The organism is Clostridium nigeriense (assembly GCF_900086595.1).
Taxonomy (GTDB): Bacteria; Bacillota; Clostridia; order Clostridiales; family Clostridiaceae; genus Clostridium; species Clostridium nigeriense.
Genome location: NZ_LT575472.1, coordinates 3,305,844 through 3,329,798, shown reverse-complemented (window position 1 = coordinate 3,329,798; position 23,955 = coordinate 3,305,844). Strand labels below are relative to the sequence as shown.

Annotated in this window: 23 protein-coding genes and 3 tRNA genes; 21 read left to right on the top strand and 5 right to left on the bottom strand. The window is 26.4% G+C overall.

From position 1 onward, the window contains the following. Positions 1-15 precede the first annotated feature (15 nt). From BN6774_RS15595 to BN6774_RS15570, 7 genes are all read left to right on the top strand, one after another. A complete protein-coding gene (locus BN6774_RS15595) occupies positions 16-687 on the top strand; it encodes a response regulator transcription factor (protein ID WP_066895430.1) in 672 nt (223 codons plus the stop codon). 19 nt (positions 688-706) lie between these two features. Continuing rightward, positions 707-1,714: a sensor histidine kinase gene (locus tag BN6774_RS15590; RefSeq protein WP_066896739.1), complete on the top strand. Its 1,008-nt coding sequence runs from the start codon at positions 707-709 to the stop codon at positions 1,712-1,714. A 108-nt stretch (positions 1,715-1,822) separates the two neighbouring features. Beyond that, positions 1,823-2,590 carry an ABC transporter ATP-binding protein gene (locus BN6774_RS15585; protein WP_066895428.1) on the top strand — a complete coding sequence of 256 codons (768 nt, stop codon included), beginning with the start codon at positions 1,823-1,825 and terminating at the stop codon, positions 2,588-2,590. Continuing rightward, a complete protein-coding gene (locus BN6774_RS15580; protein ID WP_066895426.1) occupies positions 2,583-4,565 on the top strand; it encodes an ABC transporter permease in 1,983 nt (660 codons plus the stop codon). The genes BN6774_RS15585 and BN6774_RS15580 overlap by 8 nt, the downstream gene beginning before the upstream one ends. Before the next feature lie 85 nt (positions 4,566-4,650). Continuing rightward, positions 4,651-4,824 carry a YtxH domain-containing protein gene (locus tag BN6774_RS18390; RefSeq protein ID WP_122983000.1) on the top strand — a complete coding sequence of 58 codons (174 nt, stop codon included), beginning with the start codon at positions 4,651-4,653 and terminating at the stop codon, positions 4,822-4,824. A 364-nt stretch (positions 4,825-5,188) separates the two neighbouring features. After that, a complete protein-coding gene (locus tag BN6774_RS15575) occupies positions 5,189-6,490 on the top strand; it encodes a helix-turn-helix domain-containing protein (RefSeq protein WP_066895424.1) in 1,302 nt (433 codons plus the stop codon). An 18-nt stretch (positions 6,491-6,508) separates the two neighbouring features. After that, positions 6,509-7,768 carry a helix-turn-helix domain-containing protein gene (locus BN6774_RS15570; protein WP_066895422.1) on the top strand — a complete coding sequence of 420 codons (1,260 nt, stop codon included), beginning with the start codon at positions 6,509-6,511 and terminating at the stop codon, positions 7,766-7,768. A gap of 348 nt (positions 7,769-8,116) precedes the next feature. Here the strand turns inward: BN6774_RS15570 and BN6774_RS15565 are convergent, their stop codons facing one another. Beyond that, the gene (locus BN6774_RS15565) at positions 8,117-10,183 is read right to left on the bottom strand and encodes a helix-turn-helix domain-containing protein (RefSeq protein ID WP_066896736.1); all 2,067 of its coding nucleotides are present in this window, start codon (positions 10,181-10,183) and stop codon (positions 8,117-8,119) included. 172 nt (positions 10,184-10,355) lie between these two features. Here BN6774_RS15565 and clpB point away from each other — a divergent pair, with 172 nt between their 5' ends. From clpB to BN6774_RS15540, 5 genes are all read left to right on the top strand, one after another. Next, positions 10,356-12,950: an ATP-dependent chaperone ClpB gene (gene clpB, locus BN6774_RS15560; protein ID WP_066895420.1), complete on the top strand. Its 2,595-nt coding sequence runs from the start codon at positions 10,356-10,358 to the stop codon at positions 12,948-12,950. 198 nt (positions 12,951-13,148) lie between these two features. Further along, positions 13,149-13,225, top strand: a tRNA-Arg gene (locus BN6774_RS15555). Positions 13,226-13,229: 4 nt separating this feature from the next. Continuing rightward, positions 13,230-13,305 (top strand) — tRNA-Lys (locus BN6774_RS15550). 77 nt (positions 13,306-13,382) lie between these two features. After that, positions 13,383-13,457 (top strand) — tRNA-Gly (locus BN6774_RS15545). A gap of 243 nt (positions 13,458-13,700) precedes the next feature. Beyond that, positions 13,701-14,048, top strand: coding sequence for a class Ib ribonucleoside-diphosphate reductase assembly flavoprotein NrdI (locus BN6774_RS15540; RefSeq protein WP_066895418.1), 348 nt, complete (start codon positions 13,701-13,703; stop codon positions 14,046-14,048). A gap of 89 nt (positions 14,049-14,137) precedes the next feature. Here the strand turns inward: BN6774_RS15540 and BN6774_RS15535 are convergent, their stop codons facing one another. Beyond that, complete coding sequence (locus tag BN6774_RS15535; protein WP_066895416.1) at positions 14,138-14,326, bottom strand: alpha/beta-type small acid-soluble spore protein; 189 nt, start codon at positions 14,324-14,326, stop codon at positions 14,138-14,140. Between the two features lie 190 nt (positions 14,327-14,516). Continuing rightward, a complete protein-coding gene (locus tag BN6774_RS15530) occupies positions 14,517-15,143 on the bottom strand; it encodes an ECF transporter S component (protein WP_066895414.1) in 627 nt (208 codons plus the stop codon). A gap of 200 nt (positions 15,144-15,343) precedes the next feature. Between BN6774_RS15530 and BN6774_RS15525 the strand changes: the two genes are divergently transcribed. Next, a complete protein-coding gene (locus tag BN6774_RS15525; protein ID WP_066895412.1) occupies positions 15,344-16,057 on the top strand; it encodes an ABC transporter ATP-binding protein in 714 nt (237 codons plus the stop codon). Further along, positions 16,050-17,648, top strand: coding sequence for an ABC transporter permease (locus BN6774_RS15520; RefSeq protein WP_066895410.1), 1,599 nt, complete (start codon positions 16,050-16,052; stop codon positions 17,646-17,648). Before BN6774_RS15525 ends, BN6774_RS15520 begins: the two co-directional genes overlap by 8 nt. A gap of 39 nt (positions 17,649-17,687) precedes the next feature. Here the strand turns inward: BN6774_RS15520 and BN6774_RS15515 are convergent, their stop codons facing one another. Beyond that, a complete protein-coding gene (locus BN6774_RS15515; protein ID WP_066895408.1) occupies positions 17,688-17,885 on the bottom strand; it encodes a PspC domain-containing protein in 198 nt (65 codons plus the stop codon). Between the two features lie 237 nt (positions 17,886-18,122). Here BN6774_RS15515 and BN6774_RS15510 point away from each other — a divergent pair, with 237 nt between their 5' ends. From BN6774_RS15510 to BN6774_RS15485, 6 genes are all read left to right on the top strand, one after another. After that, on the top strand, positions 18,123-18,503 hold the full coding sequence (locus BN6774_RS15510) for a GntR family transcriptional regulator (protein ID WP_066895407.1): 381 nt from the start codon (positions 18,123-18,125) through the stop codon (positions 18,501-18,503). A 10-nt stretch (positions 18,504-18,513) separates the two neighbouring features. Next, entirely contained in the window at positions 18,514-19,644 is a 1,131-nt protein-coding gene (locus BN6774_RS15505; protein ID WP_066895405.1) for a DUF5808 domain-containing protein, read from the top strand. A gap of 19 nt (positions 19,645-19,663) precedes the next feature. Continuing rightward, positions 19,664-20,728, top strand: a complete 1,065-nt coding sequence (locus tag BN6774_RS15500; protein WP_066895403.1) for a DUF5808 domain-containing protein — start codon at positions 19,664-19,666, stop codon at positions 20,726-20,728. A 28-nt stretch (positions 20,729-20,756) separates the two neighbouring features. Beyond that, a complete protein-coding gene (locus BN6774_RS15495) occupies positions 20,757-21,569 on the top strand; it encodes a YhfC family intramembrane metalloprotease (protein WP_066895401.1) in 813 nt (270 codons plus the stop codon). A gap of 88 nt (positions 21,570-21,657) precedes the next feature. Then, complete coding sequence (locus BN6774_RS15490) at positions 21,658-22,122, top strand: GNAT family N-acetyltransferase (RefSeq protein WP_066895399.1); 465 nt, start codon at positions 21,658-21,660, stop codon at positions 22,120-22,122. A 34-nt stretch (positions 22,123-22,156) separates the two neighbouring features. Beyond that, positions 22,157-22,657, top strand: a complete 501-nt coding sequence (locus tag BN6774_RS15485; RefSeq protein ID WP_066895395.1) for a GNAT family N-acetyltransferase — start codon at positions 22,157-22,159, stop codon at positions 22,655-22,657. A gap of 54 nt (positions 22,658-22,711) precedes the next feature. On the opposite strand, the gene BN6774_RS15480 is transcribed toward BN6774_RS15485, so the two are convergent. After that, a complete protein-coding gene (locus tag BN6774_RS15480; protein ID WP_066895393.1) occupies positions 22,712-23,488 on the bottom strand; it encodes a histidinol phosphate phosphatase in 777 nt (258 codons plus the stop codon). Between the two features lie 123 nt (positions 23,489-23,611). Between BN6774_RS15480 and BN6774_RS15475 the strand changes: the two genes are divergently transcribed. Next, on the top strand, positions 23,612-23,953 hold the full coding sequence (locus BN6774_RS15475; protein WP_066896733.1) for a hypothetical protein: 342 nt from the start codon (positions 23,612-23,614) through the stop codon (positions 23,951-23,953). The last annotated feature ends 2 nt before the right edge of the window (positions 23,954-23,955 follow it).

Genomic DNA, 23,955 nt, shown 5'->3' with positions numbered 1-23,955 from the left:
AGGGGAGGAGATTGTTTGCATAGGATATTAATAGTAGAGGATGATATAACCATGGCAGAGTTAATGAAAAATCAAATTGAGGCATGGGGGAATGATGTTAGATGTGTAAGGAATTTTCAAGATATAGTTTCTGAGTTTACGGATTTTAATCCACATCTTATCTTATTAGATATTATGCTACCCTTTTATAATGGTTATTATTGGTGTACTGAAATTAGAAAAATATCTAACATACCCATTATATTTATTTCTTCAGCATCGGATAATATGAATATTATAATGGCTATGAATATGGGAGGGGATGACTTTATATCTAAGCCTTTTGATTTAAACGTACTTATGGCTAAGATTCAAGCGATATTGCGTAGAACTTATGACTTAGGGGGAAAGGTTCCGTTTTTAGAATATAGAGGAGCTATATTAAATTTAAATGATAATACTATAATTTATGATGGAAAAAAAGCTGAATTAACAAGAAATGAGTTTAGAATTTTACAGACTTTAATGGAAAATAAAAATAAAGTTGTAAGTAGGGATACTCTTATGACTAGACTTTGGGAAATTGACTCATATGTAGAAGAAAATACTTTAACAGTTAATATAACAAGGCTAAGAAAGAAGCTTGAAGGAATAGGATTGGTTGATTTTATTAAAACTAAAATAGGTTTAGGATATATTATTGAATAACTTTATATGGGGTGATTATTTGGAGGAAGTTAATGTATTTAAAAGTTTATATAAGTATATTTGTGGAAATATTTCTATAATAATTTTATTTTTTGCTTTTATAGGTATATTTATGGGAGTATTTTCTTTATATAATTTAGAAGCTGAGGCAGTAATATACTCTTCAATACTTTGTATATCTTTGGCATTAATTTATTTTACATTTAAATTTTTAAGTTATTATAAAAAACATAGTGAATTTATAAGAATTGAAAAAAACATTTCATTAATAGCCAATGAACTACCATTACCTAGGAAAGGTATAGAGGAAGATTATCATAAGATGATTTTTACTTTAATGGATATTAATAATAAGAACTTAACAGAATTAGTTAAACAAAGAAAAGAGAGCATTGATTATTATACAACTTGGGTTCACCAAATTAAAGTACCAATATCAATAATGAAGCTAATTCTTCAAGGAGAAGATACTAATGAAAATAAAGAATTATTATCTGAGCTTTTTAGAGTTGAAGAATATGTTGAAATGGTTTTATGCTATTTTAGATTAGATAGTAGTTCAAGTGATTTTGTTTTTAAGGAGTATGAATTAGATAATATTATTAAAAAATCTGTAAGAAAGTATGCTTCACAATTTATAAGAAAGAAAATTTCTTTAATCTATAATGGGACTGATAAAATAGTATTAACAGATGAAAAATGGTTGGCCTTTATCTTAGAACAAATTTTATCTAATGCGATTAAATACACAGATAAGGGGGTTATAACCATTTCTGTTGATAATGATAGCATTCTATCTATTTCTGATACTGGGATAGGAATTGCAGAGGAAGATATACATAGAATATTTGAAAAGGGCTTTACGGGGTACAATGGTAGGGCAGATAAAAAATCAACAGGCTTAGGATTATATCTTTGTAAAAGGGCTGCTAATAAGATTTCGCATAAAATTTATGTGGAGTCAGAAGTAGGTAAGGGTAGTACATTTTTTATAGATCTAAAGACTATAAATCTCCAAGTAGAATAAAGTACCTTACAAAAATGTAAGGACATAAGGCTAAAATGTCACAGAAATGAATGGAGGCGTTTTAGTCATTTTATTATACTTATGTTATAAGATGAAAGGGGAGATAATATGTCAATATTAGAAGTTAATAGTGTGAAGAAAATATATACTACACGATTTGGAGGAAATCAAGTTAAAGCGTTATCTAATGTTTCTTTTTCTGTTGAAAAAGGAGAATATATAGCCATAATGGGAGAATCAGGCTCTGGAAAAACAACTCTTTTAAATATACTAGCAGCCTTAGATAAGCCAACTAACGGTGAAGTAGTATTAGATGGAAAGAGGATTAATAATATTAAAGAAAAGGAAATTTCTGCATTTCGTAGAGATAATTTAGGGTTTGTGTTCCAAGATTTTAATTTGCTAGATACTTTTTCTATAAAGGATAACATATTTTTGCCTTTAGTTTTAGCAAGAAAAGAATATGGTGAAATGAAGGAACGTTTGCATCCTATAGCTAAGAAGTTAGGTATATCAGATATTCTTGAAAAATATCCTTATGAAGTTTCAGGAGGACAAAAGCAAAGAGCTGCTGTAGCTAGAGCTTTAATAAATAATCCTAAACTTATTTTAGCTGATGAGCCGACAGGAGCTCTAGACTCACATGCAACAGACGGTTTACTTAAACTTTTTAAGGAAATTAATAAAGAAGGTCAAACTATTTTAATGGTAACACATTCTACTAAGGCAGCTAGTCATGCAAGCAGAGTTTTGTTTATTAAAGACGGGGAGGTATTTCATCAATTATATAGAGGTAAAAATTCTAATGAGGAAATGTACCAAAAAATTTCTGATACCCTTACTTTAATAGCAACAGGGGGAATGAAAAATGAATAATGGTTTTTATCCAAAGCTTGCAGCAAATAATATAAGGAAAAATAGTAAAACCTATATTCCATATATTCTTACCTGTATTTTTACTGCAGCAATGTATTATATTATTCATTCTCTTTCAAACAATGAAGGGATTAGTACATTAGTTGGGAGTGAAACTATATCTATAACATTAGGTTTAGGAAATAGAATAACGGCAATTTTTGCAATTATATTTCTTTTTTATACTAATAGCTTCTTAATTAAGAGAAGAAAAAAAGAATTCGGATTATTTAATATTCTTGGAATGGAAAAAAAACATTTATTAAGGGTTATAGGATATGAAACTTTATATATAGCACTAATAAGTCTTACATTAGGAATAACTATTGGGATTTTATTGGATAAACTTATGTATCTAAGTGTTTTAAAGATGATGGAAGTAGAAATTTCATTAGGTTTTTATATTTCTTGGTCATCGATCCTATCAACCATAATATTATTTTCAGTTATATTTTTTATAATATTTATTAATTCTCTTCGTCAAGTTCATATATCCAATCCTATTGAACTATTGAAAAGTACCAATTTAGGAGAAAAAGAGCCTAAGACTAAATGGTTTATGGCTATATTAGGATTTATTTGCTTGGGAGTAGGCTACTACATTGCATTAACTACTAAAAATCCTGTTATGGCAATAACTTTATTCTTTGTAGCAGTTATTTTAGTTATTATAGGAACATATCTAATATTTACAGCTGGAAGTATAGCTTTTCTAAAGCTTCTTAGAAAAAATAAAAAATATTACTATAATGTTAAGCACTTTACCAGTGTAGCAGGAATGATATATCGTATGAAGCAAAATGCCGTTGGACTTGCCAACATATGTATATTATCGACTATGGTATTAGTTATGATATCATCAACTTCATCTATGATGATAGGTATGGAAGACATAATTAATACAAGATATCCTTATGATATTTCTATATATTCAGATGTAAGTGATAATGATAATAAAGAATCATTAGTATATGAAATAGAGAATGCCATAAAAAATGAAAGAGTGAAAAAGGAAATTTCATATACTTATTTAAATTTTGCGGCTATAAAAGATAAAGATAGGTTTGTTACTAATAGTAATTCAAATTCAGATATTTATAATGATATGAATAATCTTATATTTATAACTCTCGAAGATTATAATAGAGTAACTTCAGAAAATAAAAGTTTAGGAGAAGGGGAAGTACTACTATATTCAAATCGTGAAAAATATAGTTATGATACAATTAACATCTTTGATAGAGAGTATAAAATATTAGAGAAGGTAAATGAATTTTTAGGTAATGGTATTATTTCAGCTAATATAGCTAGTAGTCAGTATATAGTAGTAAAAGATACTGATGAGATAAATTATCTATATAAAAAGCAAAAAGAAGTTTTTGGCGAAAATGCTTCGGAAATAGAGTTTTTGTATGGAATTGATTTAAATGAAACTGAGGTTGAAAAAGGGGAAGCTTACGAGAGTATTGTTGGTAGACTAGATGAGAAGGGATTTGTTTATAAATGTGAAACTAAATTAGGAGCTAGAAGCAGCGCTATCTCATTATATGGTGGATTATTTTTTATTGGAACTTTCCTAGGAGTATTATTTATTATGGCAACAATTTTAATAATTTATTATAAGCAAATTTCAGAAGGATACGATGATAAGGAAAGATTTGAAATAATGCAAAAGGTAGGTATGAGTAATGAGGAGGTTCAAGGATCTATAAGATCTCAAGTCCTAACTGTATTCTTTTTACCATTAATAACAGCAGGAATTCATATTTCTTTTGCCTTCCCATTTATAGTTAAGATACTTTCTATGTTAAATTTAACTAATACTAAGCTATTCATATTATGTACTTTTGTATCATTTGCAGTATTTGCTTTAATATATAGCGTTATTTATATTTTAACAGCAAGGTCTTATTATAAGATTGTTAGAAGAAAATAAGGGAGTAGAGAAGAATTAAAATTTAAGAATAAATAAGTGTGAATTACAGATAATATAGTAAGAAAATTATTTATGAGGTGATAAAATGCTAAGAATGTTAAAAGGTATGGCTGCAGGAGCTTTAGTAGGAATGGCAGTTAGTGCTGTTATACTACCACAATTAGATAGAAAAACACAAAAGAGTTTAAGAAGAGTTGGTAAAAGAGCATTAAATATAGCAGAAGATGCTTGTGATATGGTTATGGGATATATGAAGTAAATATTACATAAGGAGCTGTTTTTAACAGCTCCTTTTTGTGACTTAAGTCCTTTTAAACAAGAGTTATCAATATGGTAATAATTTATTTTTTTATTATAATTATTAAAATAAAATTATAAATTATTTAAATTTTATAGAAAATTTTTCAAATTCACTATTACTTTTAATGAATTTAATGATATAATAATAAAAAGAAAAAATATTAAAAATTTTTTGGGTTTATATTAGAATTTGACGAAAAAAATCTAAATGGTAAATTGTAGTAATGGATTATCTATTATAAATTGTTAAATTATGATATAATCTAAAATATTAATATAGTAAAAAATTATTAATTTTATGATAATGAAAAGGAAGAGTGTTAATGGAAATTCTTGCATTAGGGGAAAAAATAAAGAGAAGAAGAAAAGAATTAGATATGACTCTTAAAGATTTAGCTGGCGATAGAATAACACCTGGACAAATTAGCTTAGTTGAATCAGGAAGATCTAATCCTTCTATGGACTTGCTTGAATATTTAGCAGGAGCATTACAAACTTCAGTAGAATATTTAATGGAGTCAGAAGAAACCCAAGCTGAAAAGATAAGTATATATTATGAGCAGATAGCAGAATCATATATATTATCTGGAGATTACATTACAGGTGAAAAGTATATAGAAAATGCTTTGTACTATGTTGAAAAGTATAATTTAGAATATAGAAAAGCAAAGATTATATATTTAAGAGCACAAATATATAAAGCTAAAGGAGAATTAACTTTAGCTCAACAATTTTTCTTATCTTCTAACGTAATATTTATTAAAAATAATAATTATGAGGAAATAATAAATACATTTTTGAATTTAGGAAAAATAACATTAAAGCAAAAAGCATATCACTCATCTAGCAGTTATTTAAGACAAGCTGAAAAGGTCTACTTAGATAATAATATAGGTGATGATTACTTACTTGGAGAAATATATTATTATATGGCTCAAGCATATTTTAATACGGAAGATATATCAAGGGCTATAGATTATTCGTTTTTAGCAAAAAGTAAATTTGAGCAAGTCCATAATAGAGAGGAATATGCAAAAACACTTTTATTATTATCAGAGGAGTATAATAAAAAAGGTGATTTAACAAATGCAATAAAGTACTCTCAAAAGACTTTAGAAGTGTACAAGGAATTAGAAGAATTAAATAGTATTTCAGAGATTGAAAATAATTTAGGTAAATTATTCTATGAGTTCGAGAATATAGAAGAATCCTTTAAGCATTATGAAATATCTAAAGAGATTAGACTAAGAAGAAAAGATGTAAAAATAGTAAATACATTAATGAATATGTGTGAAAATTACATTAAGTTAAAGGATATTTCCATGTGTGAAGAAGTATTAGCGGAAGTAACTACATATTTAGATGAAGGGGATATAGAAAACTTAATAGAATTAAATTTATTATGGTATAGAATATACATACTGAAAGATATGCTAAGAGAAGCGGAATATATTTTACTTGATACTTATGACTTAGCTAAAAATAATAATTTACAAAAACAAGCAGGGCAATTAGCAATAATGATTGGGAAGTTCTATATAGATAATAAAAAAGATATTGAAGCAGCTAAATATTTAGATGAGGGAGTTAATATTTTTAGGAAGATAGGAATACTTAAAAATTAATTCAAGCGGGGGTTGCAAATGGAAATATTATCAACTGGAGAAAAGATAAAAAGGGCAAGGGTATATCAGGGAATAACTTTAAAGGAATTGTGCGGAGATAAAGTTTCAATATCGAAAATGAGCTGTATTGAAAATGGAAAAATAAAAGCTGATAAAGATATTTTAGAGTATATTTCTAAAAAGCTTGGTCTTGATTATGAATATTTAATAAGAGATGTTGAAGAGCAAATTACTAGTAATCTTCAATTAATAAATAAAGATTTAGTTCCTGATGAAGAGATGGACAATGTTATTAATCATAATTTAAATTATGCTTTAGAATATTCCTATAACGATTTAGCCTTTGAGCTTATACATAAGCTATTTAACCATTACGTCAAGATGAATAAAGTTGAAAATATACAATTAATCATATCACAATATTATGATTTATATCAGAAAAATAATACTCGCGAGAATACAATAACTTACTATAAAGACATGGCTACGTTCTTTTACAGTATTGAAGATTATAATGAGGCTATAAATTATTACAGCAGAACTAGAAGCTTAATAAAGTCTAATATAAATTTTAATAAGGCTGATTATGCTTATATTTCTTATAGAGAAGGAAAATCTTATGAAAAACTAGGCCAATTGGAAAAAACTTATGACACTATTAATGAGGCATTAAAATATATAGATTATATAAATAATACATTAGACAAGGGTGATATTTATCATTGCTTTGCAAATGTATGTATAAAGCTTAATAAGGATGAAGCTGAAAAATACATGAGTTTAGCTTATGAATATAAAAAAGAAAACCCTATAGTCCTAGCAATAGCTAAGGGGAAAAGTGGCAAGAGTTACTTCTATGCAAAGGATAGAGATAGAGCAGTAGAAGAAATTAAAGAGGGGATAGAGTTATTCCCAACAATAAATGAAGGAAAATATGTTAAGTTTTTGAATTCATGTATTAGAACTCTTTATGAAAATAAGGAGTATGATATTGCCTATGAAATTACTGATAAAGCTTTAAACTCTGCCATAAATTCAAAGAATATAGTATTGATTGAAGAGGCATACTATTTAAAGGGAATGATTCTTCAAAAGAAGGGATTATATGTTCAAGCAGAAATGTATATGAATTTATCTTTAGATTCAGTATTTAAATTTGCTAGTAAGGAAAAAAGATACGAAAGATATTTAGATATGGGAGAAATGTACTATAAGCTTGGAGATGTGAAAGATTCTTTGAAATATTTTACTTTAGCAATGAGGCTAGAAAAAGAATAGAATTTTATAGAAAAATAATAAAGGCATTTAATGCCTTTTTATTATTCAGAAATTTATATATTTTAAATTAAAAATGTACTTAATTGTTTTTTATAGGGTGAAAAAATGATGATAATATATTTAATAATGAATATTTTGAAAATATGCTAGGTACAAAAAATAGACCTCTCATTAAAAATCAATCCTTTCTAAGTTTTAAACTTTATTACTATAATTAAAGTATACTTAAATTTATTTAATAATGCATTGACTTAAATGGTTACTTTTAAGTACATTTAAGTTATTAGCAAAACTTTTAATATATTGAAAAAGTACAAAGAAACCATAAAATTTGGTTTCTTTGTACTTTTACTTGATATTTTTTATTAAAATTAGTTTAGCATGATATCCATTTAGTTCAGTAATTATGTTTAAGATTGTATTTTTCTTTGAATATTTAAATTCTATCTTAGGAAAAGAAGCTCTATGCAAAATTTCTTTTTCTTCTTTATTTAGTCTATCTGGTGATCCCATAGATAGCCAGTAGTTATAAGAAGAACCAATCCTCTCACTAATTTCATAAGTAATTATTCTAGAAGATTTTTTTGTATTTTCAATATTTAAAGATATTTTTTTTTTGTAAATTTTTCTTTTACCACGTTTAGTAAAGATATCTTCATAATTTTGTATTTCTTCTAATTCATCAGTATAGGAATAAAGTAAAATACAATACTCATCATCTTTTTTAGTTACTATTAATCCATTATCTATAGCTACAATTTCATCGCCAAGTTTACTTAATAAGTAATAAGCATAATAGGAAGGCTTTCTAATTCCCATATCATTAACTAGTCCTGGTGCACCAATAAATACTTCATTAGTTAAACTTATTTCTTTTTCTAAGACATCAAAAGCTCTTAAGAAGTTTAATGAATTTTTATTAAAGATAGTATTGTGAATTATAAAAGGGAGCATAAAAGCTGTATCATAAATTTTATTTAAACTTTTATCACAAATGAAATCAGCTTCAATTATATCTAAACTATATTCCTCTATTAAGAATTTTAATAAGGATTTCTTTATTTCTCTATCTATAACAGGAGTAAATTGAAATTTAAATTCAGTTACGTTAATATAGTCTATTTCTGAGAAATATTCAAAAAAGCTTTTTAAAACTTGCTTATATTTTTCAAAAGTAAAATTTGGGTTGTCTATCAATATAAGAGGTTTTAAATCAATATAATCTAAAAATTCAATGACACTTTTAGCTTTATTCCAATTATAGAAGTCAGCTTTGGGGAAAACTCCCATATCATTGTTAAACATATTTTCAAGTCTTACATATTTAAAATGAAGTTCTTCTTGGATTTCTTCCAAAATATCCTTATTATCTTCTAATAATAAATCGAAAGCATCATCTAAGTTTATTATTTCGCTATAATCTTTTTTGAAATGGCCAAGACTTTCATCCATGTCAATATGTATTTTCCATATCTTGTTTTCATAATTGAATCTTTCATAATCATCTAAATCAGAGGATAAATATTCTAAAGCATCTTCAATATTTAAAATTTCTATTTTTTTAGATGCCTCATATTCCTCCTCAGTTAATTTATTTTTTTTTCTATATTGAAGAGGAGTACAACCATAATAATTTTTAAAGTTTTTATTTAGATACCTTACATGAGAAAATCCAACTTCATCAGATATATCTGAAATACTTAAATCACTATCTAATAAAAGTTTTACTGATTCTTCTACTCTAGTTAAATTTACTAAGTCTGTGAAACTATATCCTGTAGCATACTTAATCTCATGTGATAAGTAGTGAGGGCTTAAAAATTCTTTCTTTGCAATTTCTTGTAATGTGATATTACTATCGTAGTTATTAAAAATATATTTAGAAATCCTATGATACCTAGCTAATTGTTCCGACTTATCTTTTAATTCTTCCTTCTCATAAGTTAAGTAGTGGAAATTATTTATAAGATGATATAGTAAATCAACTAAAATTGATTCGATTTCCTTATCATAATCATCAAGTTTTTGAACTGCCTCACATAATAATTTAGCTAAAAATTCTCTTAGTATATCATATTCTTCACCTTCTTGAGCACCATCATCTGTTGAGTTAGTATAAAAGAAAATGTTATTAATATCCTTATAATATTTTTCAAAAAAATAAGGATCTATATGAAAAATTAATACTCTATTTTCTTCATTGCTATATATTCTGTGTGCTTCATCAACATTTATAATTTCCATTTCCTTTTCTAAAACTTCAAAGGAGTCTGTATCTACGTTGACATTTATGCTTCCTCTTAAAACATAAAGTACCTCTATAGAATTATGCCAATGTACTGGATATTCTTTAATATTAGCATAAGATATTTTTATAGGAGAATCAGATGGATAACTTACATATTCTCTTCTTATAAAAATCACCTCTTTTCAATTAATTAAATTATTTATTCTAATTATATCCTATTTATTAAGAAATAGAAAATTATAAAAAAATAAAATATACTTTGACTTTCTTTGACTTTTGTATTATTATTGAAATATAGATTAAAATAAAAATATAAAGTAGTATAAAGGAGTGAAGCACATGAATATTGATAAGATGACTTTAAGAGTCCAAGAAGCATTAAACAATGCTAGTATGATTGCAGTTAAATTTAATCACCAACAAGTAGAGTTAATACACTTATTTACAGCGCTAGTAGAACAAGAAGATGGATTAATACCAAATATATTTACTAAAATGGGTGTAAATGTAAAATCTATAGACGATGATTTAAATAGAGTTTTAGGAAATATGCCAAAGGTTTTAGGAGAAGGTGCTAACTCTTCAGGTGTTTATGCTACTAGACAAATAGAAGAAGTATTAGTAAAAGCTGAAGATTTAGCTAAAAAATTTGAGGATTCTTATATAAGTGTTGAACATTTAATGCTTGCAATAATTGATGTAGATAAGAATGGAGAAGTTAAGAGATTATTAGATAAGTACAATATTAATAAAAAGACTTTTATGGAAGTACTTAAGGAAGTTAGAGGAAATCAAAGAGTAGAAACTCAAGATCCCGAAGGAACCTATGATGCTTTAGGGAAGTATGGTACTAATTTAACTGATCTTGCTAAAAAGCATAAATTAGATCCTGTAATAGGAAGAGATGAAGAAATAAGAAGAGCTATTAGAATTTTATCAAGAAGAACTAAAAATAACCCTGTATTAATTGGAGAACCAGGGGTAGGTAAAACTGCTATTGTTGAAGGTTTAGCTGAAAGAATAATAAAAGGTGATGTACCAGAAGGTTTAAAAAACAAAGTTATTTTTTCTTTAGATATGGGAGCTTTAATTGCAGGAGCTAAATATAGAGGGGAATTTGAAGAAAGATTAAAGGCTGTATTAAAGGAAGTACAAAGTAGTGAAGGTAGAATAATTCTATTTATAGACGAAATTCACACTATAGTTGGAGCAGGTAAAACTGATGGAGCTATGGATGCAGGTAACTTAATTAAGCCGTTACTTGCAAGAGGAGAGTTACACTGCATAGGTGCTACTACTTTTGATGAGTATAGACAATATATAGAAAAGGATAAGGCTTTAGAGAGAAGATTCCAACCTGTTGTTGTTGAAGAGCCAACTGTAGAAGATGCTATTTCAATTCTTAGAGGTTTAAAGGAGAGATTTGAAATACATCATGGTGTAAGAATTCATGATTCAGCTTTAATTGCAGCTGCAAAATTATCACATAGATATATTCAAGATAGATATTTACCAGATAAAGCAATAGATTTAATTGATGAAGCTGGTGCAATGATAAGAACAGAAATAGATTCTCTTCCAACAGAGCTTGATAACATAAGAAGAAAATTATTCCAACTAGAAATAGAAAAAGAAGCATTAACTAAGGAAAAGGATGAAGGTTCTAAAAAGAAATTAGTTGCATTAGAAAAGGATATTGCAGAGCTTAAGGCTAGAAATGATGAAATGACAGCAAAGTTTGAAAAAGAAAAAGATGCAATAGTTAGTTTAAGAGACTTAAAAACAAAATTAGATGATGCAAGAGGAGATTTAGAAGCTGCTCAAAGAAATTACAATTATAATAAAGCTGCTGAAATTCAATATAGTGTAATTCCAGCTCTAGAAGAAGAAATTAAACAAAAAGAAATTGAAGTTAAAGAAAATTATGAAGGTGCTTTATTAAAAGAGGAAGTAACAGAAGAGGAAGTATCAAAGATTCTTTCAAAATGGACTGGAATTCCTGTAACTAATCTTTTAGAAGGTGAAAGAGAAAAACTTTTAAGATTAGAAAGTGAAATGGAAAAGAGGGTTATTGGCCAAGAAGAGGCAATAACTACTGTTTCAAATGCTATTCTTAGAGCAAGAGCTGGATTAAAAGATGCTAATAAGCCTATAGGTTCATTTATATTCTTAGGACCAACAGGGGTTGGTAAAACAGAACTTGCAAAAACTTTAGCAAGAAATTTATTTGATTCTGAAGAGAATATTATAAGAATTGATATGTCTGAATATATGGAGAAACATTCTGTATCTAGACTAGTTGGAGCTCCTCCAGGATATGTAGGATATGATGAAGGTGGTCAACTTACAGAGGCAGTAAGAAGAAATCCATACAGTGTAATTCTATTTGATGAAATAGAAAAAGCACATGAAGATGTATTTAATATTTTCCTACAAATATTAGATGATGGTAGATTAACTGATAACAAAGGAAAAACTGTAGACTTTAAAAATACTATTATAATTATGACTTCAAATATTGGTAGTAGCTATCTTTTAGAAAATAAAGGTGAAGATGCTGTAGATGAAAGTATTAGAAATCAAGTTATGAATGAAATGAAATTAAGATTTAAGCCTGAATTTTTAAATAGAGTAGATGATATAATAATGTTTAAACCTTTATCTGAAAATGGAATTAAGAAGATTATAGATATATTCTTGAAAGAAGTTTCAGGAAGATTAAAGGATAAGAATATTACTCTTGAAGTAACTGATGAAGCAAAAACATTTATGGCAACAGAAGGATATGATCCAGTGTACGGAGCAAGACCTTTAAAGAGATATATTCAAAATAGTATAGAAAATACTTTAGCTAGAAAGATTATAAAAGGAGATATTGGCTACGGCTCAAATGTTATAGTAGATGTTGAAGGAGATAATATAATAATTAAATAATTGATAATTCATAATTGACGAAAACTCCCTAATGGGAGTTTTCTGATTATTATCATTTGATAGAATGGTTTCATAAATTATTTTTATTGAAATATATTATAAGTTTTTTAGCTTAAACTTTCAGATTTTAATTTTTTTATTTAAAATTTGTTGACAAGTTACGACAAAATAGGGTATTATATTTCACGTAGAAAAAATGCGTGTTTAGCTCAGCTGGATAGAGCAACGCCCTTCTAAGGCGTGGGCCAGGAGTTCGAATCTCTTAACACGCACCACTGTGGTTTACTAGCTCAATCGGTAGAGCACTTGACTTTTAATCAAGGTGTACCGGGTTCGATTCCCGGGTAAGCCACCATATTTTAGTGGTATTTTATTTATAAATATAGTTGACCATTTTAAAAGTCTATTATATTATATAATTATAATTAATGTGCGGAAGTGGCTCAATGGTAGAGCGTCACCTTGCCAAGGTGAATGTTGCGGGTTCGAGTCCCGTCTTTCGCTCCAAAAAGGAAGTATGAGATACTTCCTTTTTTTATATCTTCAATTCTTTAGTTTTAAAGTACATATATTGATTTTGAGATGAATGAGAACCTATAAAGAGAAGAAAAATACATAATTCTGAGAAATGAGGAATTATTACCTTATTATACAAAATGAGAATTTTTCTAAGATAACATTAAAATACTTACATTATTCTTTTTGTGTGGTATAATAAATGAAATTAATACATAAAAAGGAGAAAAAGACATGTTAGTAGTATATGATAGTAGATTTGGTAATGGAAAGGCATTTGCTGAAAAATTAGGAATGCCAACACAAAATGTTAATGAGGAATTAAATGAAGAATGTGTTCTTGTTACACGTAATGAAGGATTAGGTGAAATTACACAAGTTACAAGAGCATTTTTAGATAAAAACAAAGATCTAGTTCGTGGCGTTGTTGTAAATGGTAGTAAGGAAAGACATGCTGAAACATACTGTTTTGCAGCTGATAAAATTGAAAAGGAATATGGAATTACTTGTCTTCGTAAAATTGATGGACAAGGAACTGATGAGGATGTAGAAGCAGTAAAAGCTGCTATTGAAAATCTGTAAGCTAAGTAGGAATTTATCTTACTTTAAAAGAAAAGGCTATGTATAGGTATAACCTACACATAGCTTTTTTGTTATTAGATAGTATTAATTTATTTTATTTTTGATTCGTATTGTTCTACCATTCGTTTAACCATTTCTCCGCCAACGCTACCGCATTGCTTTGCAGAAAGGTTTCCGTTATATTCTGTAAAAGGAACTCCCATTTCATTAGCTACTTCATTTTTGAATTTAGCTAATCCTTTCTTTGCTTCTGGAACTAATTTTTTGTAGCCTGCCATAATAAGCGCCTCCTTAAAATTTTGATACAAAGCTTTTTCTAACTTTGTAATATTATATTGTGTAAAAAATCCATATATAAACTATTAAATTAAATACATTACAGGAAAGCTATTCTTATTAAGGATAAAAATAGTACAAACTATAAAAAGGTTATTTGATTAATTTCAAATAACCTTATAATAAGCATATTTATAAATTTTTCTTTTGCATTTTAAATATTGCAATTACTATAGGAGTTACAACGAAAGCTGATAAAATAGCTTCGGCAATTCCATTTGTACCTATTACAGTTAATAAGGCTGTAGTAACTGCACTTAATGAATTTGATGCAATTGTACCTCTTTCAATAAGTACATTAGCATAATCTTTAAAGTAAATTAAGTAAATACCACCAAGAACACCGATAGTATTAACTAATGATCCACAAACTGCTGCAATGCTAATTGAAACTTTTACATTTTTTACTTTTGATTTTATCATTTTATAAATGTAATAAGCCAATACTCCGATTAGGACTCTTGGTAAAACAGAAATTAGTGGATTATAAAAAAATGGTGACATTGGTGTTGGAGCTGTTATATTTTGATAAATTGAGAATAAGCCAAAAATTAGGCCTATAGAAGCACCTACTACTGGTCCTTCAATTATAGCTCCAATGATAACTGGTAAATGTAAAATAGTTAGTTTAAAAAGTGGTAAGGGTATAAAACCAAGACCTGTTAATCCTAAAAATAAACAAATCCCCGATAGCATAGCTATTACTACCATCTTTCTAACATTTTCATGGGATTTTCCCACCCCTCTAGTGTTTAACATTATAACTCCTCCGTTCTTATTCCTTTATAGGATATAATTCGGCAAAAATAAATTTTGCAAAGTTCGGTTTCATTGAATACCGACTGATATAATTTTACCATATATGAAGAAGGTGTAAAGAAGAAAATTTTAAAAATATATTGATTTCACATTATATCTGTTATAGTATTAATATAACAGATATAATAAGGGGTGTTAAAATGTTAGAAGTAATTAACTTTTCAAAAGCATATAAAAGTGGGAAAAAGGCTGTGGATAATATTTCTATTAAAGTTAATGCTGGGGAAATATTTGCCTTTATAGGTCATAATGGAGCCGGAAAAACAACAACTATAAAATCTATAGTTGGGATACTTGAATTTGAAGAAGGAGATATATTAATTGATGGAGTTTCAATTAAAAAGGATCCTTTACAATGCAAAAGAAAAATTGCATATATACCAGATAATCCAGATATATATGAGTCTTTAACAGGAATACAATATTTGAATTTTATTGCAGATATATTTAATGTATCAAAAAATGATAGAGAAAACTTAATAAAATTTTATGCTGATAAATTTGAGATAACAAATTTTTTAGGTGATTTAATATCTTCATATTCTCATGGTATGAAACAAAAATTAGTTATTATTTCAGCTTTAATTCATAAACCTAGACTATTAGTTTTAGATGAACCTTTTGTTGGGTTAGATCCAAAAGCAGCACATTTATTAAAAGAAGAAATGAAGAACTTATGTAGTGAGGGAATAGCTATTTTCTTTTCAACCCATGTCTTAGAAGTAGCAGAGAAACTTTGTAATAAAGTTGCAATAATAAAAAATGGTGTTATTGTAACACAAGGAAAAATGGAAGAAGTAAAAGGTGATAGTTCATTAGAAGATATATTTATGGAGTTGATAGATAATGAATAATTTAGGAAGTCTTTTAAAAATTACATTTATTAATTCTAGTGGGATTAATAAATTTACTAAGGAGAAATCTAAGGTAGAAAGAAATAAAGCTATTTTTCTTGCCATAACAATTGGAGCTTCTATAGCTGTGCTTTTAAGTATGCTAGTTGTATATTTTAAATTTTTAGCTAAGGGTTTAGAGGAAATTGGTTTATTAGAAATACTTTTAGTTATGGGATTTATGGCTAGTACAGCAATGATACTTTTTACATCCATTTATAAAGCACAAGGTATATTATTTTCGTTTAAAGATTATGATTTACTAGCAAGTTTACCTATTAAAAAGAGTGATATTTTAATTTCTAAAATGGTATATTTACTTGTTATAAATTATTTATTCGCTATATTTACATTATTACCACCAGCAATAATTTATTATAAATATACATCAGTATCTTTATTGTTTTTTATAAATTTATTATTAATATTTTTAGTATTGCCACTTGTGCCTATAGTACTAGCTTCTATATTGGCCTTTGGGATAAGTTATATTTCATCGAGAATGAAGCATAAAAACTTAATTATCATTTTAGGGACTTTAGGTATTGTATTTTTCATGTTTGTAATATCTTTTAAATCGGGAGATTTTGTACAAACATTGATTATAAATAGTAAATCTATAAGTGAAGGAATTTTGAAAATTTATCCACCTGCAATTTGGGTTGTAAGAGGATTAACTAATAATAATTTTTTATATATTTTATTATTTATAGTATATTCGTTATTAATTTTTTCATTGTTTATAATTGTTTTTAATAAGAGCTTTAATAAAATAAGTGCAAGGCTTCAAGAAAGTTATAAAAAGGCTAATTATAAAGTAAAAGAGATGAAAAGTTCTTCACAGTTAATGGCCCTAGTTAAGAAGGAAATAAAGAGATATTTTGCATCACCTATATATGTAGTAAATACAATAATTGGACCATTACTATTACTAGGAATGTCAATAGCAACTATATTCTTAGGAGATGAGGTTATTTTAAGTATTCTTGAAGTAGATGTTATAAAAGATCTTATTCCTATATTTATTATAGTTGTTGTATGCGGTACTTTAACATTATCTTGTACGACAAATTCCTCTATATCATTAGAAGGAAAGAATTTATGGATATTAAAATCAAGCCCAATTAATACAATAGAGATTTTTAAAGCTAAGATACTGATGAATTTAATATTAATTTTACCAAGTGTTGTAATTGCAGATATTATATTTACAATTTCATTAAATTTATCATTAAGTCAGTCTATTTGGCTTATTTTAATATCAAGCATATACTCCCTTATAGTTCCAACTTTAGGGTTGATAGTTAATTTATACTTTCCTAATTTAAATTGGGTATCAGAAACTGCTGTAGTAAAGCAAAGTGCAAGTGTTTTAATACAAATGCTTGTAGGAGTAGGAATTATAGCTATTCCTGTAGTTATATTTATATACGGAAATATACTGAACTTAACTATGTTTCTAATAGGAATAGTAGTATATGAATTAATAGTATTGTTAGGATTAACAATTATCTTAAATACTAATTGTGTAAAATTATTTAATAAGCTTTAAAATACAAATTCAGGGGCTGTCAAAGGCAGCCCCTGAAAGTTACATTATTTCTGATTTATCAGGCATTATAAGTGCGCAACCAAAATAAAAAATTAGTCCTATAGAGAATGAACAAAGAATGATTAGTAGAGTTAACACTCTAATTAATGTAACATCTGCATTAATATATTCTGCAAAGCCAGCACAAACACCAGCTACTCTTTTTTGTGATGAAATTTTATAAAGCTTTTTATTCATTATAACCCTCCTCAAAGGTTTTTATTGTTTAGAAGATAATATATTAGATTAAAGTTTTTAATTACTACACAATTAGAATATACAGCTTATATTCATAAGTAATAAATATGCATACAATTATAGGATACTTTATTATTCTAATATATAATGTAATTATACTACAAAATTTTTCTTAAGATTTATAATAGAGAAAACTTAAAAAAATCTTAAAATAATTATAGCAAAAGAGGTGATTTAGTGATTTTGAGGATAGATTTTGATTCGGAGATTCCGATCTATATTCAAATAAAAAATCAAGTCATTGAAGGAATAGCAAGGGGCGAAATTGAAAGTGATGAGGAGTTACCATCAGTTAGGGCTTTGGCAGAAGATATAGGGGTTAATATGCACACTGTAAATAAGGCATATGCTTTATTAAAGGATGAAGGATATATAAAAATTGATAGAAGAAAGGGCGCAATAGTATCTTTAAATTTAAATCAATCTATGGAAAGATTTAAATATGACTTAAATGAAAATTTATATTATTACATGGCTCAGTGTTTTAATAGAGGATTAAGTAAAGAAGATATTAAATCTTATATAGATAAAGTATTTTTAGATTTTAATAAAAAGTAGGTGAGGATTAGTGGAGAAAATAATTATTTTAGGAAGCGCTATTTTTGTAAGTATAATTTTAGTCTTTTCAACGATTTTTGTGAACAAATTGTCTAATAATGGTATAATCTTTGGCGTTAGAGTTCCTAAGGAATATGAAAAAGATAAAGATATAATTAATCTAGAAAAAGAATATAAGAGAAATTATTTGTTATTTATCTTGCCGCTAATTATTATTATAAATATAATTTTGTTTTTTAATTCAAAGATCTGGGTATATCTTTTATTAATATTTACTTTAATTATAGTCAGCAATATTCCAATATTTATTTATTGGAAGAAAACAATGAAACTTAAAGAAGAAAAAGGGTGGAAAAGTCTAGGGAAAAATGTTGTTCTTGTAGACACAACTATTAGAAATCCCAAAATTAGAGAAGATAATGTTGTCATAAGGACTAGAACTTATATGCTTTTATTGATAATACCTTTAATTACAATTATAGCAACCTTAATTGCTTATAAGAATGTTCCAAATCCTTTTCCTATTCATTATAATGCAGAAGGAATTGCTGATGGATTTGTTAAGAAAGAAGGATTTAAAGGATTTTTCTATTTAGTTATATTTCCAACTTTAACTCAATGCGGAATGATACTTTTTTTAGCTTTAACTAATAAGTTTGCTATAAATGGGAAGGTTGATATTAATAGTGGAACTCTAGAAGAAATTAAGAAGCAAAGAAGGGTATTCAAAAAGGTTAATTCTATTATGCTATTTGTAATAACTTTAGAAATAGTATTAATGTTTGCTTTTATACAATTTTGTACTATTTATTCATGGAATGTTAGTATAGTAAATATTATAGCTTTGCCTATTATAATAATTACAATAATTATTTTTTTAATTATAGGATATAAAATAGGGCAGGGTGGTAAAAATATTAAATTTAACAAAGAAGAAAAAGAAATTTATAGAGACGATGATAAAAATTGGATATTAGGAAATTTTTATTATAATAAAAATGATCCAAGTATATTTATCGAAAAGAGAATAGGAATTGGTTGGGAAGTTAACTTAGGAAATCCCATTGGATTAATATTAATGGTATTACCCTTTATATTGATTATAGTATTAGTTATATATTTTATTATAAAGGGAATTTAAACCACAGGAGGTATTTATTTTGTATGGCTTAAGTTCATTTATTGTAGCAAATATTACAATAATATTTTTAGGAGTGTTGTCATATTATTTAAATAGCTATTCTAATAGTGGAATATATTTTGGTGTTAGAATTCCTAATAAATTTAAAGAGTTAGATGAGATTAAATTTTTAGAAAAAGAATATAAAAAACTAATATTAATATCATTCTCAGTAGTTATAGTACTATTTAATATAATTATGTTTTTAGGTAGGAGAAAGGGAGAAGGAATAGCTTCTTTGGTTTTAGGAGTTACTTTAATAGTTGCATTATTAATTCATGGACTAGTTTTTGTTATTTATAATAAGAAGACTAAGAAAATAAAGAAAGAAAAAAACTTAAATTATATAAGAAATAATGTAGTTATAGTAGATACTACTTTAAGAAAAGCAAAGAAGGATGAAAGATATAAGCCTTTAAAAGATTGGTTGTATTTATCTCCAATAGTTATTCCAATAGTACTTTTATTTTTAACTTTTTCAAAAAAAGAATATTTATATGAATTAGGTTTAAATAAGATATATAATATTCCTATAATTGGAATGTTAATGTGTATGTTCATGTATGTACTTGCTAAAATAAGCTTAAAATCAAAGGTTGATTTGAATAGTTTAAATAGAGAAAAGATAATTATTAAAAAGAAAAAAATAAAGAAGTATATATCAATATTTTTCTTACTAAGTGAAGTTGAGGTTATATTACTTTACTCTATAGTTCAGCTTGGAATTATATATGAATTTTATACTGTTAGATTAATTAATTATATAAATGTATTTATATCAATTAGTATGATAGCTTTTGTCTCAGTTTTATTAATAATAGGATCATCTGATAGAGAGGATTTTGACGAAGTTAATAAGTGTGAAGACTATAGAGATGATGATGATAATTGGATATGGGGAATGTTTTATTTTAATAAAAATGATCCAACCTTTATGATTGAAAAAAGAGTTGGGATAGGATATACAGTGAATTTTGCTAATAAAAAATCATGGATTTTATTTGCTTTTATAATAGCATTTATTATATTAATGTCATTTGTATAAATTTATCAGAAGAATGAGGGGGAACAAAATGGTTAGTAATTTATCAATATTTTTTATGGCTATTAGTTTAATTATAAGTGTAATGTTACCTATTGCTGGAATTATTTACTTGAAGAAAAAATATAAAGTAAGTTTAAAGATATTTTTTATTGGGATGGCAGCATTCTTTGTTGCTGTACAAATTTTAGAAGCGCCTATTCATAGTTATTTTTTAAGTTTTAACGAAGGAACTTCTAATTTCTTATTAAATAATCCAGTAGCATATATGCTTTATGGTGGATTAATGGCTGGTATTTTTGAAGAAACAGCAAGGTTAATATCCTTTAAATATTTAATAAAGGAAAGAGATAATTTAACAGGAATAACATACGGTTTAGGACATGGTGGTATAGAAGCTATCTTAATTGGTGGTATATCTACCTTAAACGCTATTGTATATTCAATCTTAATAAATAAAGGCGGATTTCAATCTTTGATGGAGGGAGCTCTAGTATCTAAGGATGTAATAAATACAACCTATAACCACTATGTAAATAGTAGTGCTTTTTATTGGTTGGCTCCTGGTTTTGAAAGAATTGCAGCCATAATTGTTCATATTTCCTTATCAGTTTTAGTATTATATGCAGTAAAAGAGAAAAAGTATATTTATTATTTTTTAGCTATAATAATTCATGCAACGATAAATTTCCCAGCAGCTCTTTATCAAGTTGGGGTGATAAATAATGTTTTCTTATTAGAAGTAGGTATTATGATCTTAGCTATAATAATTTCAATAATTATATTCAAAAAAATAATAAAAAATCCTCATAAACCTAGCAATAATTTGGAAAATTCTTTATAATATTATTAAAATAATAATTTCAAATATAAACAATAGATTTCTATTTTGTAGAAGTCTATTATTTTATATAAAAATAAGGGGGCTAAATATGAAAAATTTAATTATTAGAAAAGCTAGAGCAGGGGACGAGGAAAAAGTTTTAAGTTTAGTACAAGAAGTACTTAACTCATATGGATTGAAACTAAATCCATATGATGAGGATTTGGATATTACCAACATACCTAAATACTACACTGAAAATAATGGGGATTTTGAAGTGATAGAATTTAAGGGAGATATAATAGGAAGCTATGGAATATATAAAATAGATGAAGAAACCTGTGAACTTAGGAAGATGTATTTAAAAGGGAATTTCCAAGGGTTAGGTCTTGGAAATATAATGATTGAGAATTCTTTTAAAATTGCAAAGGCTTTAAAATATAAAAGAATTACGTTACAAACTAACTCCGTTTTATATAAAGCTATAAAGCTTTATAAAAAGTATGGATTTGAAGAATTTAGTGAAGAGGTATGTACAAGATGTGATTTAGCAATGATAAAAGAAATTGCTTAATATATTTAATTATAACTAAAGAGGTGGGTTTTTTATGCATTATTATAATACTAATATTGAAAATTTAAAAATTAGAGAAACTGAAGAAGAAGATTGTAAGTTAATTTTATCTCTTATTCATGAAATCGCTAAGTATGAAAAAATGGAAAATGAAGTTATAGCAACTGAAGAAAGCTTAATGGAATCAATTTTTAAAAATAATAGAGCTGAAGCAGTAATTTTAGAATTAGATGAAGAACCTGTAGGATATGCTATATATTTTTATAATTTTTCAACTTTTATAGGAAGAAGTGGATTATATTTAGAAGATATTTTTATAAAAAAAGAATATAGAGGAAGAGGTATAGGTAAAGAAGTATTTAAGTTTTTAGGGAAAAAGGCCAGAGAAGAAGGTTGTAAGAGAATGGAATGGTCTTGCCTTAATTGGAATGAACCTTCAATAAAATTTTATAAGTCATTAGGTGCAGTTCCTATGGATGAATGGACAGTTTATAGATTAACTGAACAAGAAATAATAAAATTAAGTGAAATGTAAAAGAAATTCAGCTTAGGCTGAATTTCTTTTATTTTAGATAATATTCTCATTTTCTTAGTTGTTACTTATTATTTCTAATTGCCTTTTATTGAAATAGACTCCCTGTAAATTTAAGTTTTCTAAAAAGCTTAAAGCTATATCAAAATTTTTAGCAATGGAGTTTTGGATATGAGCATCTGAGCCTAAAGTAACATATTTTCCACCAAGATCCGTGTAAAGTTTATAGATATCTAATAATGAATCTTGGGCTTCTTTAATATGAAGTCTTGAGGTGTTAAGTTCTAATACCTTATTTTTAATAATTAAAGTTTTAAAAACTTCAGCTATAATATCTTTAAAATCTTTTAATATTATTTCCTTATCCTGAATTTTAAAATATCGACTAGGGTAATCTATGTGGGATAAAGAATCAAAATTGTCATATAACTGTACACATTTTAGCATATCCTCAAAATAAGAGGATAAAAAGACGTTTTTATCACTTGATTCATGTAAAAGATATGTATATATGTCTAAGCCTTTTACAGAATGTATAGATCCTAAAATAAAATCAAAATCATAACTACTAGCTATTTTTTCATTATCTATAAAAGTACTTTCTGCAAGTCCTATCTCAATTCCAAGTTTTAAATTAGCAGATCTATATTTTTCATATTCATTAAAATAGCTTGGAACATCAAACCTAAATTTATCTTTAATAGGATAATCTAAATCCATATGATCAGTTATTATGATTCCTATATTTTTTTCCTTTGCAGTATTAATTGCATCTTCTATTTTCATTATACTATCTGTAGAAAATTGAGAGTGCATATGACTATCAAAAATCATTTTTATTCCCCCTTTTATAATATAATTATAGCATTTCGTAATAAATTATTAAAATTAAATATCTTGATTAATAGTATTAATAAATATAAAATTAAAGTACAATATAGCAAAGGTTGTGGTTTTATGGAGAAATTATTTGAAATAAAAGATTTAGTGTTTTATAAGGAAGAATTTTTAGATAATATCGAAGAATTTGAAGATATTCTATTTATTATAAAAGAACTTAGTCCTAGACTTAATTATGAAGAAATAGAAGTTGTAGGAGAAAATGACTGTTGTGAAAAAACTAATAAAAATTATATTGTTGAAATTCAAGGTTTTTTAAATGAAGAAGATGAATTTTTTACAAAAGAAGAAGTTGAAATATTAAGTAAAGAAAAGTCAATGGGTATATTAGATTTATTTGTTATTAGGATATATAAGTGTTTAGAATGCAAGAAATGGATAATAGATATTTTAGAATAAAG

Coding starts and splice junctions, on each gene's coding strand:
- clpB (WP_066895420.1), top strand. CDS start 10,356: ATGAATATTGATAAGATGACTTTAAGAGTCCAAGAAGCATTAAACAAT.
- BN6774_RS15520 (WP_066895410.1), top strand. CDS start 16,050: ATGAATAATTTAGGAAGTCTTTTAAAAATTACATTTATTAATTCTAGT.
- BN6774_RS15570 (WP_066895422.1), top strand. CDS start 6,509: ATGGAAATATTATCAACTGGAGAAAAGATAAAAAGGGCAAGGGTATAT.
- BN6774_RS15525 (WP_066895412.1), top strand. CDS start 15,344: ATGTTAGAAGTAATTAACTTTTCAAAAGCATATAAAAGTGGGAAAAAG.
- BN6774_RS15485 (WP_066895395.1), top strand. CDS start 22,157: ATGCATTATTATAATACTAATATTGAAAATTTAAAAATTAGAGAAACT.
- BN6774_RS15535 (WP_066895416.1), bottom strand. CDS start 14,326: ATGGCAGGCTACAAAAAATTAGTTCCAGAAGCAAAGAAAGGATTAGCT.
- BN6774_RS15540 (WP_066895418.1), top strand. CDS start 13,701: ATGTTAGTAGTATATGATAGTAGATTTGGTAATGGAAAGGCATTTGCT.
- BN6774_RS15575 (WP_066895424.1), top strand. CDS start 5,189: ATGGAAATTCTTGCATTAGGGGAAAAAATAAAGAGAAGAAGAAAAGAA.
- BN6774_RS15475 (WP_066896733.1), top strand. CDS start 23,612: ATGGAGAAATTATTTGAAATAAAAGATTTAGTGTTTTATAAGGAAGAA.
- BN6774_RS15585 (WP_066895428.1), top strand. CDS start 1,823: ATGTCAATATTAGAAGTTAATAGTGTGAAGAAAATATATACTACACGA.
- BN6774_RS15530 (WP_066895414.1), bottom strand. CDS start 15,143: ATGTTAAACACTAGAGGGGTGGGAAAATCCCATGAAAATGTTAGAAAG.
- BN6774_RS15580 (WP_066895426.1), top strand. CDS start 2,583: ATGAATAATGGTTTTTATCCAAAGCTTGCAGCAAATAATATAAGGAAA.
- BN6774_RS15515 (WP_066895408.1), bottom strand. CDS start 17,885: ATGAATAAAAAGCTTTATAAAATTTCATCACAAAAAAGAGTAGCTGGT.
- BN6774_RS15495 (WP_066895401.1), top strand. CDS start 20,757: ATGGTTAGTAATTTATCAATATTTTTTATGGCTATTAGTTTAATTATA.
- BN6774_RS15480 (WP_066895393.1), bottom strand. CDS start 23,488: ATGATTTTTGATAGTCATATGCACTCTCAATTTTCTACAGATAGTATA.
- BN6774_RS18390 (WP_122983000.1), top strand. CDS start 4,651: ATGCTAAGAATGTTAAAAGGTATGGCTGCAGGAGCTTTAGTAGGAATG.
- BN6774_RS15490 (WP_066895399.1), top strand. CDS start 21,658: ATGAAAAATTTAATTATTAGAAAAGCTAGAGCAGGGGACGAGGAAAAA.